This is a genomic window from Mycobacterium sp. E1715 (genome assembly GCF_001667625.1).
Lineage (GTDB): Bacteria > Actinomycetota > Actinomycetes > Mycobacteriales > Mycobacteriaceae > Mycobacterium.
Map to the genome: position 1 here is coordinate 1 of NZ_LZJJ01000208.1, position 15,033 is coordinate 15,033.

Here is a 15,033-nt window from a genome sequence, read left to right on the forward strand (position 1 = left end):
CGTTCGCGCGCCTCGACCATGCGGGACACCAGGAACACCTCGTAGTCGGTGGCCAGACCGAAGCCCACCGCGACGACGGGGCGCCTGATCACGGCGGCCGCGCTGGTGCTGGCCGTGGTCGCCGGTTCTTTCGTGTTCTCCGACCTGGTGCTGATGAAATACCTGGCGTTCGGCCTGATGGCGGCGCTGTTGCTGGACGCCACCGTGGTCCGGATGTTCCTGGTGCCGTCGGTGATGAAACTCCTCGGCGACGACTGCTGGTGGGCCCCGCGCTGGGCCAGGCGGCTGCAGAACCGGATCGGGCTCGGCGAGATCGACCTGCCCGACGAGCGCAAGCGGCCGACGCTCAACGGCCGCCCCGCGCGACCGCCGGTGGCGGCCAGCCTGGTCGCCGCCGGGCCACGCCCGCCACACGACCCCACCCACCCCGCGGCCCTCGAGCCGTCCCGGGCGACGCGGCCGGCTCCGCCCGAACCCGCGGCGGAAGCGCCCGCAGGCGCGGCGATGCGCCCTGCGGCGCCCCCCGGCGACGCCGCGCGCGTGCAGGCCCGGCCGGGCCAGCCGACGGAGGCTCAGACGACGAGGCTGGCGGTGCCGAACTCCGCCCCCGCCCACGAGCGGCCCGCCAATGCGGCGCCGTCGGCGCCGCCACGGCCCACCACCCCCGCGACGCCACCGCCGCCGCCGTCCAGCGGCCAGACGCGCGCGATTCCGGTGCCCGCCAACCGCTCTGACGATGCGGAAGACGCGGCCGAACCCACCACCGCGTTTCCGCGGCCCGAGGGCGACGACTCCGACGCGGCCACGGAAAAGATGAACTCCCGGGGAGACAACGGCGACGCGCGCCAGCGCCGACGCTCCGGCGGCGGCCTGTCCGCCCAGGACCTGCTGCGCCGCGAGGGCCGGTTGTAGGGATCAGTCCGACGCGGTCGCCGGCTCGTCCGGCTCCGCCTGGACGATCGCGCCACCCTCGTCGGCCTCCTCGGTCTGTTTCTCGGCCTCGGCGGCCGGATCCTTCGCGAACAGCACCTGGAACGCGTTGTTGAGGAACGCCACCGTCGGGACCGCCAGCAGCGCGCCGACGATTCCCGCGAGCACGCCGCCGGCGGCGATGGCGAGCACCACCGCGAGCGGGTGAATCGAGACCGCGCGGCCCATCACCAGCGGCTGCAGCACGTGGGCCTCCAACTGGTTCACCGCGATCAGCAGGCCGAGCGTGATCAGTGCGTACACAATGCCCTTGGCGAGCAGGGCGACCACCACGGCCAGCAGACCCGAGACCAAGGCACCGATCAGCGGGATGAACGCGCCCAGGAAGACCAGCGAGGCCAGCGGCAGCGCCAGTGGGATGCCCATGATCGCCAGGCCGGTGCCGACCCCGGCCGCGTCGGTGAGCGCCACCAGGAAGGTGGCCCGCACGTACGCGGTCAGCGACCCGTAGCCGGCCCGGCCCGCCTCGCTCACCCGGTCCCGGACGTCGGCCGGGAAGATCTTGGACACGTAGGCCCAGATGTTGCGGCCGCCGTAGAGGAAGAAGATCAGCGTGAAGAGCACCAGCACGGCCGCCGTGACCAGTTCGGTGATGGTCGCCGCGGTGGACAGGGCGCCGCTTTCCAGCTTCGTCTGATTGTTGCGCAGGGCCTCGATCGCGGCGTTGCCGGCGTTGTCGATTTGTTCGCGGCGCAGGTGCGCCGGCCCGTGGATCAGCCACCGCCGGGTTGACTCGATGCTGCGGGTGACCTGGTCGGTCAGGCCCGGCAGACCGTCGACGAATTGGTTGACGACGAACGCCAGGATGCCGCCCAGGATGGAGAAGCCGCCGAGCAACACCAGGGCCACCGCGCCGCCGCGGGGCAGGCCGCGGCGGTCGAGCCAGTCGACGACCGGCAGCAACAGCGCGCTGAGCAGCAGCGCCACCAGGACCGGGACGACGATCACCTCGAGCTTCTTCACCACCCACAGCAGCGCGACCAGCGCGAGGAGGATGACCAGCAAACGCCAGGCCCAGGCTGCGGTCTTGCGGACGATGGGTTCGACCGAAGCGTCGTCGGTGTTTGCCGGCATGGGGTGAGCCTATCCGGCGCGGGGCACCGCCAAACGTGCGCGCGGCGCCGGCGCGCGGCCGCGTCGGCACGATCCGGTTACGACGGCGACACGGTCGGCGCCGCGCGGCGATGCCCGCGCCACCTGCACCGTTACCCTAAATCACGTGCCGCACGACGCACCCGCCCGCAATCTCGACTTCCCGCGCGAAGAGGCCCCGCGCGGGAAGTACTGGTGGGTGCGCTGGCTGATCCTCGGGATCGTCGCGGTCGTGCTTGCCGTGGAGGTCGCGCTGGGCTGGCATCAGCTGGCCAAGGCCTGGATGAGCCTGTACGAGGCGAACTGGTGGTGGCTGTTGGCGTCGGTGGTGGCGTCGGCCGCGTCGATGCACAGCTTCGCGCAGATCCAGCGCACGCTGCTGCGCTCGGCCGGCGTGCACGTCAAACAGTTGCGGTCGGAGGCCGCCGTCTACGCCGCCAACTCGCTGAGCACCACGCTGCCCGGGGGCCCGGTGTTGTCGGCGACGTTTTTGCTTCGGCAGCAACGGATTTGGGGCGCCTCGACAGTGGTGGCGTCGTGGCAGCTGGTGATGGCGGGCGTCCTGCAGGCCGTCGGGCTGGCGCTGCTTGGGCTGGGCGGGGCCTTCTTCCTCGGCGCGAAGAACAACCCGTTCTCGTTGCTGTTCACCCTCGGCGGCTTCGTGGCGTTGCTGCTGCTCGCCCAGGCCGTCGCGTCGCGGCCGGAGCTGATCGACGGGATCGGCTGCCGGGTGTTGTCGTGGGTCAACTCCGTTCGCGGCAGGCCCGCGGACACCGGCCTGGCCAAGTGGCGCGAGACGCTGGCGCAGCTGGAGTCGGTGAGCCTGGGCCGGCGCGACATGGGGGTGGCGTTCGGCTGGTCGATGTTCAACTGGGTCGCCGACGTGGCCTGTCTCGGGTTCGCGGCCTACGCCGCAGGCGATCACGCCTCGGTCGCCGGGCTGACGGTGGCCTACGCCGCCGCGCGGGCCGTCGGCACCATCCCGCTGATGCCCGGCGGCCTCCTGGTCGTTGAGGCGGTGCTGGTGCCGGGTCTGGTGTCCAGCGGCATGTCGCTGCCCAACGCCATCTCGGCCATGCTGATCTACCGGCTGATCAGCTGGTTGCTCATCTCCGCCATCGGCTGGGTGGTGTTCTTCTTCGTGTTCCGGACCGAGAACGTCGCGGTGCCGGACGACGAGGAGGCGACGCCGAAACCCGCGCCCGGAGCGCCGCAGGACCCGGCCGCCGACGATCCGACCGAGACCGCCCTGCAGGGCCCGCTACCGCCCGACCGGAGCCCTGAAACCGGGAGCTAGCCGGCGGTGTTGCCGCGCGGCGGCCCCGACAACGGATTGGCCGCCGCCGGCGGGACCGGCCCGGTGGCCGCCGGGTTGCCGCCCAGCGGCAGCGCGCCCGCCGCGTTGCCAGGCAGCGCGGGCAGCCCACCGGCCGCGCCCTGCGCCTGCTGCATCATGCCCATCGCCTGGGTGGGCGAGATCGGCAGCTTGCACTGCAGCGACAGGTTGGTCAACGGCTGGGCGATGGACGTCATGTCGCCGGCGACCTTCGGGTTGGCCTCGAAGTAGGACTTCAGGCCGGTCATCGACTGGGGTCCCGCCTGCTGCTGCAGCATGGAGGTCATCGTCTGGTTCGTCTCCGGGTGCGAGTCCAGGTAGTCGCCCATCGACTTGGAGACCGAACCGATCGTGCGGGCGACCTCACTGGCCGAGCAGGGGTCGCTGGCGCCCGTCGCCGGTGGCCCAGCCAGGACGGCCAGGGCGGCGCACGGCACGGTGGTGGCGATCAGCCCGGCCACGATCTTGCGGCGCATCTTGCGAGCCCGGTCGCGGTGCCTCTGGTCATCGAAACTCCTTACGATTTGCGGCGTCACGCGCAGCACCGACGCCCGCAAACGGCTGCTGTGGACGGCCTCGTCGAATCGCGGAGTTCCCCGGGGCCCCGCCGGCCACCCGACATCCTGCCATCGCCGGCGTGCGCCCTGCCAGCGCGCGTGCACCCGTGTGAGGAAAATCCCGCCGGTAACCGGTTCACAACGACTTGGCAGCGTCTTGGCAACAAGCCCGTCGTTGCAGCTCAGGAACCAGAAAGCTGACATCATCCACAGGCCGCTGCGGTATTCTCGCCAGCACGCGTTAAGCGAAACACGGGGAGTGAAGAAATCCAGCAGTTAATGATGCGCCTCAGCCGCAGCCTGCGTAAGTACCGCTGGTTGGTCTTCACGGGCTGGTTGCTGGCGTTGGTTCCGGCGGTCTATCTGGCCTTGACGCAGTCGGGGAACCTGACCGGCGGCGGCTTCGAGGTGGCCGGTTCGCAGTCGCTGCTCGTCCACGACCAGCTCGAGGAGCTGTACCACGACCAGGGGTCGTCCTCGCTCGCCCTGGTCGCGGCGCCCCGCCCGGACGCCAGCTACGCCGACATCAACGACGCCGTCGCGCTGCTGAGGCGCACCGCCGCCGAGGTGCCCGGCGTCTCGGAGGTGCCCAACCCCACCCAGCGGCCGCCGCAACCCGACCGGCCGTACGTGTTGTCGCTGCGGCTGGATTCCCGCAACACCAGCGACGTCGCCAAGCGGTTGCGCACCAAGGTCGGGGTCAAGGGCGATCAGGCCGGCCAGACCGCGGACGGCCGGGTGCGCCTGTACGTGATCGGGCAGGGTGCGTTGTCGGCCGCCGCGGCGCAGAACACCAAGCACGACATCGCCGCCGCGGAGCGCTGGAACCTGCCGGTGATCCTGATCGTCCTGCTCGCCGTCTTCGGTTCGCTCGCCGCCGCGGCGATCCCCCTGGCCCTCGGCATCTGCACGGTCGTGGTCACCATGGGCCTGGTCTACCTGCTGTCGGCCTACACGACCATGTCGGTGTTCGTGACCTCGACGGTGTCGATGTTCGGGATCGCGCTCGCCGTCGACTATTCGCTGTTCATCCTGATGCGCTTCCGCGAGGAGCTGCGCTCCGGCCGCGAGCCGAAGGAGGCGGTCGACGCGGCGATGGCGACCTCCGGGCTGGCCGTGGTGCTGTCCGGGATGACGGTCGTCGCCTCGCTCACCGGTATCTACGTGATCAACACGCCGGCGCTGAAGTCGATGGCGACCGGAGCGATCCTGGCCGTCGCGGTCGCGATGTTGACGTCGACCACGCTCACCCCGGCGGCGCTGGCGACCTTCGGCCGGTCGGCCGCCAAGCGGTCGGCGTTCCTGCATTGGTCGCGCGGACCGGAGGGCGGCCAATCGCGGTTCTGGAACCGCTGGATCGGCTGGGTCATGCGGCGGCCGTGGATGTCGGCGCTGGGGGCGTCGCTGGTCCTGCTCGTCATGGCCGCGCCGGCGTCGTCGATGGTGCTCGGCAACAGCCTGCTGCGCCAGTTCGACTCCTCGCACGAGATCCGCGCCGGCGTGGGCGCGGCGGCCGAGGCGCTCGGCCCCGGCGCGCTCGGCCCGATCCGGGTGCTGATCACCTTCCCCGACGGCGGTGCCGCCTCACCCGAGCACGGACAGACCATCGCCGCAATCCGGCAGCGCATGACGCAGGCGCCCAACATCGTGTCCGTCGCGCCGCCGCAATTCGCCGAGGACAACGGCAGCGCCCTGCTCTCCGCGGTGTTGACGGTCGACCCCGAGGACATGCGCGCCCGCGAGACCGTCGGCTGGATGCGCGCGCAGCTGCCCAAGGTGCCCGACCGGGGAACCGCCCGCGTGGATGTCGGCGGCCCGACCGCGCTGATCAAGGACTTCGACGACCAGGTGTCCAAGACCGAGCCGTTGGTGCTGGCCATCGTCGCGCTGATCGCGTTCGTGATGCTGCTCGTGTCGGTCCACTCGGTGTTCCTGGCGCTCAAGGGCGTGCTGATGACCCTGCTGTCGGTCGCCGCGGCGTACGGCAGCCTGGTGATGGTGTTCCAGTGGGGCTGGCTGAAGGACCTCGGCTTCGCCCAGATCAGCTCGATCGACAGCACGGTCCCCCCGCTGGTCCTCGCGATGACCTTCGGGCTGTCGATGGACTACGAGATCTTCCTGCTGACCCGCATCCGCGAACGCTTCCTGCACTCCGGGAACACCCGCGACGCGGTGGCGTACGGCGTGAGCACCAGCGCCCGCACCATCACCAGCGCGGCCCTGATCATGATCGCGGTCTTCATCGGCTTCGCGTTCGCCGGCATGCCGCTGGTCGCCGAGATCGACGTCGCCTGCGCGGTGGCGATCGCGGTGGACGCCACGGTGGTGCGGCTCGTGCTGGTGCCGGCGCTGATGGCCATGTTCGCCCAGTGGAACTGGTGGATCCCGCCGTGGCTGTCCCGGGTGCTGCCGTCGGTCGACTTCGACCGGCCCCTGCCGGAGGTCGATCTGGGCGACGTGGTGGTCATCCCCGACGACATCTCGGCGCTGACGGCGCCGAACGCCGACCTGCGGATGGTGCTCAAGTCGGCGGCCAAGCTCAAGCACCTGGCGCCCGACGCCATCTGCGTGACCGACCCGCTGGCCTTCACCGGTTGCGGACGCAACGGCAAGGAAAGGCCGGGCGCCCAGCCGGAGGGAGCCGACACCGAGCGCGGCCGGGACCCCGGTCAGATCCCCCACCAGGTCGACATCGACGACGAGAGGGCGGGTGTCGCGGCCGGCGCTGCCGACCGGAAGAACGGCAGCAACGGCCACACCAACGGCTCCTCGGGGACCAAGAAACTGGTCGGCGGGCTGACCTCGCGCAACGGCATCGCCAAGGCGATCGTCGGGGCGGACCGGCCCGTCCACCCGGTCACCCTGTGGCGGGGGCGGCTCTCCGTCGCCATCGACGCGCTGGAGAGCGAGACCGAGGCCGCCGACCGGGCCGTCTACGAGCGCCGCTGCCCGGTCGAAACCACCCACGTGCAGCTGCCCACCGGCGACCGGCTGCTGGTCCCGACCGGCGCCGAGACGCTGCGCCTCAAGGGCTACCTCATCATGAGCCGTAACAGCCAACGCGATTACGCCGACTTTGCCGATATGGTTGAAACGTTGGAGCCCGAGACCGCCGCTGTGGTGCTGGCCGGCATGGACAGGTACTACTGTTGTCAGTCGCCCAGGCGGCAATGGATCGCCACCCAGTTGGTCCGTCGACTCGCTGATCCGGATCCCTGTGATTTCAACGACGAGCAGGGGTCGGAGACCGACGCCCGCTCGGACTGGGAGGAGATCAGGCAGCGCTGCCTCTCGGTGGCCGTCGCGATGCTGGAGGAGGCGAGGTGACGTTGGCACCTGACCGACGCCCCGCACCGCCCCACCGGCCGGCGACCGAGCCGCGCAGGCGTGACGCCGCGCCCGCCCCGGACCCCGACCAGCCGGTGGAGTTCTGGCCCACCTCCGCCATCCGCGCTGCGCTGCAGGGCGGCGACATCGCCACCTGGAAGCGGATCGCCGCGGCGTTGAAGCGCGACCCGTACGGCCGCACCGCCCGCCAGGTCGAAGAGGTGCTCGAAGGCACCCGGCCCTACGGCATCTCCAAGGCGCTGTGGGAGGTGCTCGAACGCGCCCGCACCCACCTGGAAGCCAACGAACGCGCCGAGGTGGCCCGCCACGTCGGACTGCTCATCGACCGCTCCGGCCTGGCGCAGCAGGAATTCGCCTCGCGCATCGGCGTGACCGCCGCGGAGCTCGCCGCCTACCTGGACGGCAGCACCAGCCCGTCGGCCGCCCTGATGATCCGGATGCGCCGGCTCTCGGACCGGTTCGTCAAGGTGAAGTCGACGCGCTCGGCAGACTCCAACTGATCACCTGATCGGCAGCACGTCCGACACCAGCCAGGCGTCGCCGTGCTTGGTCAGCGCCACGCGCAGCGCGGGCGCCGACTGGCTGGGCTGTTGGCCCGGCGCGTTCTGGGTGACCCGCAGGATCACCGCGACGCTGGCCGCCGACGGCCCCAGCGCCTCGACCCCGGCCGCCAGCGTGGCGGCCTGCGCGGTCACATTGTGCTGGGCCAGTTCGGAGCTGGACTTCGTGTACTGCTCCTTGAAGGCGGCTGCGTGCTCGGGGACGATCAGCGCCGTCGCCCGGTCGATGGAGCTGTCCGGGGCGCCCGGGGTGAACGACGCCATCGCCTCCGCCATCCCGGTGGCGACCCGGACCACGTCGCGGGAGTCGTCCTTGAAGACGCGGTCCGACCGCGTCCAGTGCGTGTAACCGGTGACCACCGCGGCCACCAGTGCGGCCGTGCACAGGAAGACGACGGCCAACCGCAGCCCCGGCGCGTCGTCGTCGGTGCCGACGCTGACCGAATCCCGCCGCAGCAGCCAGAAATTGACCAAGACGCCCTCGACGATCAGCAGCACGAGCACCGAGCACGCCGAGACCCACCACAGCGGCCAGCCCAGGACCAGCCCGATCGCCAGCAACGCCGCCACCGCGGCCAGCGGCGCCAGGATGTCGAACGCGAGCAGGCGCAGGAGGTTTCTCATCGGATCGATTCCAGCCCCGAGATCATCAGCTTGCCGTCGACGTTGACCACGTCGAGGCGCAGATTCCAGTGCACCGTCTGCGGTTTGGCGCCGGCGTTCTCGCTGACGGAGGTCGCGACCAGCATCACCGCGTCCAACCGGCTGGCGAACGGCGGCAGCTTGGTGGTCACCACCGGCCGGGACGTACCGGGCTGGGTGTCCAGGTCACGGTGCACGGTCTCGACGGCCACCGCGTCGATTCGCCCGGCGCTCTTGGACTGCAGCTTCTCCACCACCTGCCGGTAGGGCTGCATGGCGGCGTCGAAGTCGGTATTGAGTTCGCCGACCGTGCCGTCGTGCAGCCGTTGCAGGCTGCCGTCGACGTTGCCGCTGTTCATGTTGATCAGCACCCCGGTCCACTCGGCGGCGGTCTGCATGACGCGGGACAGGTAGCGGCGTTCGCCCGTGTCGTCGCGGTGCCCCGACCACAGGAAGAACCCGAACACGATCGCCGCCACCGACAGCACACCGAGGACGGCCGACGCGATGCCGTACGCGGAGAACATCGGGCCGCCTGCGGCGTCGTCGTCACGGAATTCCTCGGCGTCGGCGTCCTCCGCCTCCGCGACTTGCTCGTTGGTTGGCTCGGTTCGCTGGCCGTCGGACATGGCCCGATCGTCGCACCCGACAAAGATGGAAGGATGGCGGGGTGACTGTAGAGGCCATCCGCTCGGGCATCGACCTGAGCCACGTCGACGCCGACACCCGCCCCCAAGACGACCTGTTCGGACACGTCAACGGCCGCTGGCTGGCCGAATACGACATACCGGCGGACCGTGCGACCGACGGCGCGTTCCGGCACCTGTTCGACCGTGCCGAGGAGCAGGTGCGCGATCTGATCGTCGAGGCCAGCGAGACCGGCGCCGCCGCGGGCACCGACCAACAACGCATCGGCGACCTGTACGCCAGCTTCCTCGACGAGGCGGCCATCGAGCGGCGCGGCCTGCAACCCCTGCTCGACGAGCTGGCCACGATCGACGACGCCGCGGACGCGGACGCGTTGGCGGCGGCGGTGGGCGCGCTGCAGCGCACCGGGGTGGGCGGCGGCCTCGCGATGTACATCGACACCGACGCCAAGAATTCCGCCCGGTACCTCGTGCACGTCACCCAGTCCGGCATCGGGCTGCCCGACGAGTCCTATTTCCGCGAAGAGCGGCACGCCGAGGTACTCGCGGCCTACCCGGGGCACATCGCCCGGATGTTCGCCCTGGTGTACGGCGGCGCCGCGGAAACGCACGCCGAGACGGCGGCCCGAATCGTGGCGCTGGAAACCAAGCTGGCCGCCGCGCACTGGGACGTGGTCAAGCGACGCGACGCAGAGCTCTCCTACAACCTGCGGACCTTCGCGGACCTGCAGGCCGAGGGCAAGGGCTTCGACTGGGTCGGCTGGGCGACCGCGCTCGGCGGCACACCGGAGGCGTTCGCGGAAGTCATTGTGCGGCAACCGGATTACCTCACCGCATTCGCCGACCTGTGGGCGACCGGCGACCTGGAGGACTGGAAGCGTTGGGCGCGTTGGCGGTTGATCCGCGCGCGGGCGTCCTGGCTGACCGACGAGCTGGTCGCCGCGGACTTCGACTTCTATGGCCGGCTGCTCACCGGCGCCGAGCAGATCCGGGAACGCTGGAAGCGGGCCGTGTCACTGGTGGAGAACCTGATGGGCGATTCCGTCGGAAAGATCTATGTGGAGCGGTATTTCCCGCCCGGGGCCAAGGCGCGCATCGACGCGCTGGTGGACAACCTCAAGGCGGCCTATCGGCTGTCCATCAACGAGCTGGATTGGATGACGCCGCAGACCCGGGAGCGGGCGCTGGCCAAGCTGGACAAGTTCGTCGCCAAGGTCGGCTACCCGGCGAAGTGGCGGGACTACTCCGCGCTGGTGATCGACCGCGACGACCTGTACGGCAACTTTCGGCGCGGCTATGCGGTCAACCACGACCGCGAACTGGCCAAGCTGGGCGGTCCGGTCGACAAGGACGAGTGGTTCATGACCCCGCAGACGGTCAACGCCTACTACAACCCGGGGATGAACGAAATCGTCTTTCCCGCAGCCATTTTGCAGCCGCCGTTCTTCGACCCCGAGGCCGACGACGCCGCCAACTACGGCGGGATCGGCTCGGTGATCGGGCACGAGATCGGGCATGGCTTCGACGACCAGGGCGCCAAGTACGACGGCGACGGCAACCTGGTGGATTGGTGGACCGACGCCGATCGCGCCGAATTCGGCGCCCGCACCAAGGCCCTGATCGAGCAGTACGAGGCGTACACGCCGCGCGGGTTGGACGCCGGTCACCACGTCAACGGCGCGTTCACCGTCGGGGAGAACATCGGTGACCTGGGCGGGTTGTCGATCGCCCTGCTGGCCTATCAGCTGTCGCTGGACGGCCAGGACGCACCCGTCATCGACGGCCTCACCGGCGTGCAGCGGGTGTTCTACGGCTGGGCGCAGGTGTGGCGCACCAAATCCCGCCCGGCGGAAGCGATCCGGCGGTTGGCCACCGATCCGCACTCACCGCCGGAGTTCCGCTGCAACGGCGTCATCCGCAACATGGACGCCTTCTACGAGGCGTTCGACGTCGCCGAGGACGACGCGCTGTTCCTGGAGCCGCAGCGGCGGGTCAGGATCTGGAACTGACGGGCACGCCGACCGCTTCGATCCGGGCGGGCACGTGCTTGTGCCACGGCGTGCCCGCGTAGGGATCGCGCCATTCCGTCGAGGTGAGCGCGTTCGGGGCGACGCCCGGTGTCACGGTCTGCCCGTCGCCGTCGACGTAGTCGAGCCCAAAACCGTTGGGCAGGGCCGCATGCCCGGCCAGCATGGTCTCGGTGATCTCGACGGTGGCCTCGGCGCTGCCGGCCGCGGTGCTGATGCGGGCGCGACATCCGTCGGCGAGCCCGAGGGTTTGGGCGTCCTCGACGCTGACTCGCAGCGCCCCGTCGGCGTCGCGTTTGCGCCAGGAGGGGTCGCGGAAGATGTCGTTGGCGGTGTAGGCGCGGCGCTCGCCCACCGACAGCACGATCGGGAACTCCGGTGTGGTGAGCCGCGGTGGCGCCTGGGCCAGGGCCGCCAAATCGGTGAGCATTTCCGGGATTTCCAGCGCGATCTTGTGATCGGCGTGGCTGATCAACGCGAAATCGTCCTCGTAGTTGTGGACGGTGAACGTCACCCCGGACGGGGTGTCGAGGATCGCGTCGAACAGCGCGTTGCCGTCGGCGTGGCCGGCGCGGCGCACCGCGTCGGGATAGGTCAGCGCGGCCTTCTGGGCGAGCCCCCACAGGGCGGCCGCGCCGCGCAGGCCGTCGGGCAGCGTGGGCCCGAGCGTCTCGTAGAGGACATAGGGCAGCAGCTTCGCGACCGTCGGGTTCGCGGTCGCGGTGAGGAACGCCTCGGTGTAGGCCCGCCGGCCGCGCTGGGCGGCCTCGGCCAGCGGCCGCAGGTCCGCGTCGTCCACCACGCCCAGCGCCCGCACCAACCGGGCCCAGATCTCGGGTTCGGGCAGCGTTCCGGGCAGGGGCTCGAGCAGCGGCCGGCGCAGCTGAAAAGCGTTGTGCGGGAACTCCAGGTTGAAGAAGGTGGCCTCGGGCTTCTCGAACTGGGAGGCCGCGGGCAGCACGTAGTGTGCGAGTCGGGCGGTCTCGGTCATCGCGACGTCGATGACGACCATCAGTTCGAGCGCTTGGAAGGCCTCCCGGCAGGCCGCCGAGTTGGCCAGCGAGTGGGCGGGGTTGCTGCTCTCCACGATCATGGCCCGGAATCGGTCCGGGTGGTCGGTGAGGATCTCCTCGGGCACGACGTTGCTGGGCACCAGCCCGGCGATGATCGGGGCGCCGGTCACCGGCGTGCGGCCGGAGAACTGGCCGAACAGCGGTCCGAATGCCGAATGCAGATGCTGGCCACCCTTTTTCGCGAAGTTGCCGGTGAATATCCACAGCAGCTTGTTGAGGTAGGAGCAGAGCGTGCTGTTGGGCGCCTGCTGCACCCCGAGGTCCTCGAACACCGAGACGCTGGCCGCCGCGCCGATGCGGCGGGCCGCCGCGCGCAACAGCTCCTCGTCGACCCCGCACCGCTGTGCGTAGTCGGACACGGACACCTCGCGCAGCGCGGCGCGGACGGCGTCGGCGCCGCGCACGTGCTCGGCCAGAAACGCTTCGTTGCAAAGGTTTTCCTGCACCAGGACGGCCGCCAGCGCGGCCAGGCACCACGCGTCGGTGCCGGGCCGCACCCGCAGGTGGAAGTCGGACATCTTGGCGGTGTCGGTGACGACGGGATCGATGACGATCATCGACCGGGCCGGGTCCTTGGCGATCTCGTTGAGCACCACCCGGGCCCGGGGAAAGCTCTGTGACATCCACGGGTTCTTCCCGACGAAGACGGACACTTCGGCGTGCTCGAATTCGCCGCGCGTGTGGCCGCCGTACAGCTGCCCGTCGATCCACGCCTCGCCGGTCTTCTCCTGCGCCAACGCGTTCGACCGATAGCGCGACCCGAGGGCCTTGAGGAAGGCGCCGCTGTACGCCCCGCCGAGGTGGTTGCCCTGCCCGCCGCCGCCGTAGTAGAAGATCTTGTCGCCGCCGTAGGCGTCCCGGATGTGCTTGAAACCCTCGGCGATCTCGACGATCGCGGTGTCCCAATCGATCTCCTCGAAGCTGCCGTCCGCGCGGCGGCGCAGCGGCGACGTGAGGCGAGCGCCGCTGTTCTGGTAGTGATCCAGCCGCAGGGCCTTGTTGCAGGTGTACCCCTGCGACGCCGGGTGCGCCTTGTCGCCCCGGATGCGGGCCAGCCGGCGATCCTCGACTTGGACGACGATGCCGCAGTTGCATTCGCAGAGGATGCAGGCGGTGGACTTCCATTCTCCGGTCATCGCGGGACGTCCTTTCTGGTCGCCTCGGCCAGCAGCAGGTCGCGTAGCTGGCGGTGCACGACGTCAAGGGGAGCCGGGTCGCGGCGCACCCGGGCCAGCACGATCGCGCCCTCGAGCGCGGTGGTGGCCAGCATCGCCAGGTCCGCGGCACGCGGGCGCGGTATCCCGTCGGCGATGAAGCGCTGCGCGATCAGGTCGGTCCAGCGGTCGAACACCGACGCCGCACGCTCGACGACCGGCGCCATGCGTTCGCCGTCTTCCTCACCGGCTTCCACCGAGACCGCGACCACGGGGCAGCCCGCGCGGAAGTCGCTGTCGAGCAGCTGGCGGCGGTACTTGTCGATCAGGGTGTCCAGCAGCTGAGCTCCGCTGTCGGTTTCGGCGATGACCCCGGCGACGTGTTCGCCGGCGTAGTCGACCGCCTCGCAGAGCAGTTGCGTGCGGCCGCCGGGGAAGTAGTGGTACGCCGAGCCTCGCGGCGCGCCGCTGTGCTCGAGCACATCGGAGATCGCGGTGGCGTGGGCGCCCCGCTCCCTGATCAGCAGCGCGGCGGAGATCACCATCCGCTCGCGTGGACTGCGCATCGGCGCTCCTCGGGTCGGCAGTATGTATGATGCTATACATAATCGCGCGCCCCGCGAAAGCCCCCACTTACACTCGCGAGCAGACACAAAATCGCCCAATTCCTCTTCGGGATGGGCGATTTTGCTGGGGGTACCTCCCGCTTGCGGGGGCTGCCGGGCTGGGAGGTTAGTTCATCCAGTCGGCGGAGCCGTCGTTCTTCTTGTAATTGCCGCCGCTGGAGTTCTTCACGACGATCGGGTCACCCGGGCCGAAGTTGTCGAAGAACCACTTGGCATTGGTGGGGCTGATGTTGATGCAGCCGTGGCTGACGTCGCGCTTGCCCTGGTCGTCGACCGACCATGGCGCGCTGTGCACGTAGTCGCCGACGTTGTCGAAGCGGACCGCGTCCTCGACCGTCACCTTGTAGCCGTAGGTCGAGTTGACCGGGACCCCGTAGGTGGAGGAGTCCATCACCACCGAGGCCTTCTTGTCCTGCACGTAGTAGGTGCCATTGGGCGTCTGGTGATTGCCGGACGTCATGCCCATCGACATCGGGAAGGTCTTCTCCACCGTGCCGTTGCGGGTGATGGTCAGCTGGTGGGTGGAGTCGTCGGCCGTGGCGATCAGCGTGTCCCCGGTCTGGAAGTTGGTCACGGTGCCGCCGGCGTCGACGGTCACCGCGGTGTGCGCGGGCCAGAAGTTGATCGGGCGCCACCGCAACTGGGTCGGGGTCATCCAGTAGAACTTGCCCGGCACCGGCGGCACCGACGAGACATGCACGGCGTTGATCGCGGCACCGGCGTCCTCCACCGTTCCCGGGAAGTTGATGATGATCGGCTGGGCCACGCCCACCGTCGAGCCGGTCTTCGGGACGAACGAGGGCGGCCCAAACGGCGGCGTGCCGGTGAACGGGGTGGGGTTCTGCCCGTCCGCCGATGCCGCGGCCGGCTGGGCCGCCGGGGGCATCCACGGCGGGGCCGGCGCTGGCGGCGGAGCCGGCGCGCCGTGGCCGAGGGCGGCGACGACGCCGACCAGAAGCTCGCCGAGGCCTCCGCCGACGC

Annotated in this window: 11 protein-coding genes and 1 pseudogene; 5 read left to right on the plus strand and 7 right to left on the minus strand. The window is 70.2% G+C overall.

Annotated features, from left to right (window positions below):
- Positions 1-66: 66 nt before the first annotated feature.
- Positions 67-912: pseudogene (locus A9X03_RS11415) on the plus strand (MMPL family transporter); the annotation flags it as partial.
- A 3-nt stretch (positions 913-915) separates the two neighbouring features.
- Here A9X03_RS11415 and A9X03_RS11420 read toward each other — a convergent pair.
- The gene (locus A9X03_RS11420) at positions 916-2,064 is read right to left on the minus strand and encodes an AI-2E family transporter (protein WP_067782661.1); all 1,149 of its coding nucleotides are present in this window, start codon (positions 2,062-2,064) and stop codon (positions 916-918) included.
- A 145-nt stretch (positions 2,065-2,209) separates the two neighbouring features.
- Between A9X03_RS11420 and A9X03_RS11425 the strand changes: the two genes are divergently transcribed.
- Positions 2,210-3,379: a TIGR00374 family protein gene (locus tag A9X03_RS11425; RefSeq protein ID WP_067754965.1), complete on the plus strand. Its 1,170-nt coding sequence runs from the start codon at positions 2,210-2,212 to the stop codon at positions 3,377-3,379.
- Here the strand turns inward: A9X03_RS11425 and A9X03_RS11430 are convergent.
- Positions 3,376-3,894: a hemophore gene (locus tag A9X03_RS11430; RefSeq protein ID WP_068261091.1), complete on the minus strand. Its 519-nt coding sequence runs from the start codon at positions 3,892-3,894 to the stop codon at positions 3,376-3,378. The two genes, A9X03_RS11425 and A9X03_RS11430, sit on opposite strands and share 4 nt — an antisense overlap.
- 360 nt (positions 3,895-4,254) lie before the next feature.
- Here A9X03_RS11430 and A9X03_RS11435 point away from each other — a divergent pair, with 360 nt between their 5' ends.
- The gene (locus A9X03_RS11435) at positions 4,255-7,302 is read left to right on the plus strand and encodes an efflux RND transporter permease subunit (RefSeq protein WP_068261094.1); all 3,048 of its coding nucleotides are present in this window, start codon (positions 4,255-4,257) and stop codon (positions 7,300-7,302) included.
- Positions 7,299-7,823 (plus strand): helix-turn-helix transcriptional regulator, encoded by a 525-nt coding sequence (locus A9X03_RS11440; protein ID WP_067754974.1) that lies wholly within the window; start codon positions 7,299-7,301, stop codon positions 7,821-7,823. The genes A9X03_RS11435 and A9X03_RS11440 overlap by 4 nt, the downstream gene beginning before the upstream one ends.
- On the opposite strand, the gene A9X03_RS11445 is transcribed toward A9X03_RS11440, so the two are convergent.
- Both A9X03_RS11445 and A9X03_RS11450 read right to left on the minus strand, forming a co-directional pair.
- Complete coding sequence (locus A9X03_RS11445) at positions 7,824-8,507, minus strand: hypothetical protein (protein WP_067754977.1); 684 nt, start codon at positions 8,505-8,507, stop codon at positions 7,824-7,826.
- A complete protein-coding gene (locus A9X03_RS11450; RefSeq protein ID WP_067754979.1) occupies positions 8,504-9,154 on the minus strand; it encodes a hypothetical protein in 651 nt (216 codons plus the stop codon). The genes A9X03_RS11445 and A9X03_RS11450 overlap by 4 nt, the downstream gene beginning before the upstream one ends.
- A 41-nt stretch (positions 9,155-9,195) precedes the next feature.
- Here A9X03_RS11450 and A9X03_RS11455 point away from each other — a divergent pair, with 41 nt between their 5' ends.
- Positions 9,196-11,181, plus strand: coding sequence for a M13 family metallopeptidase (locus tag A9X03_RS11455; RefSeq protein ID WP_067754982.1), 1,986 nt, complete (start codon positions 9,196-9,198; stop codon positions 11,179-11,181).
- Here the strand turns inward: A9X03_RS11455 and A9X03_RS11460 are convergent.
- From A9X03_RS11460 to A9X03_RS11470, 3 genes are all read right to left on the minus strand, one after another.
- Positions 11,165-13,408, minus strand: a complete 2,244-nt coding sequence (locus A9X03_RS11460) for a molybdopterin-dependent oxidoreductase (protein WP_067782670.1) — start codon at positions 13,406-13,408, stop codon at positions 11,165-11,167. The genes A9X03_RS11455 and A9X03_RS11460 overlap by 17 nt on opposite strands.
- Positions 13,405-13,992 (minus strand): TetR/AcrR family transcriptional regulator, encoded by a 588-nt coding sequence (locus A9X03_RS11465; protein ID WP_067761333.1) that lies wholly within the window; start codon positions 13,990-13,992, stop codon positions 13,405-13,407. Before A9X03_RS11465 ends, A9X03_RS11460 begins: the two co-directional genes overlap by 4 nt.
- A 166-nt stretch (positions 13,993-14,158) precedes the next feature.
- Entirely contained in the window at positions 14,159-15,007 is an 849-nt protein-coding gene (locus tag A9X03_RS11470; RefSeq protein WP_067888218.1) for a L,D-transpeptidase family protein, read from the minus strand.
- Positions 15,008-15,033 lie beyond the last annotated feature (26 nt).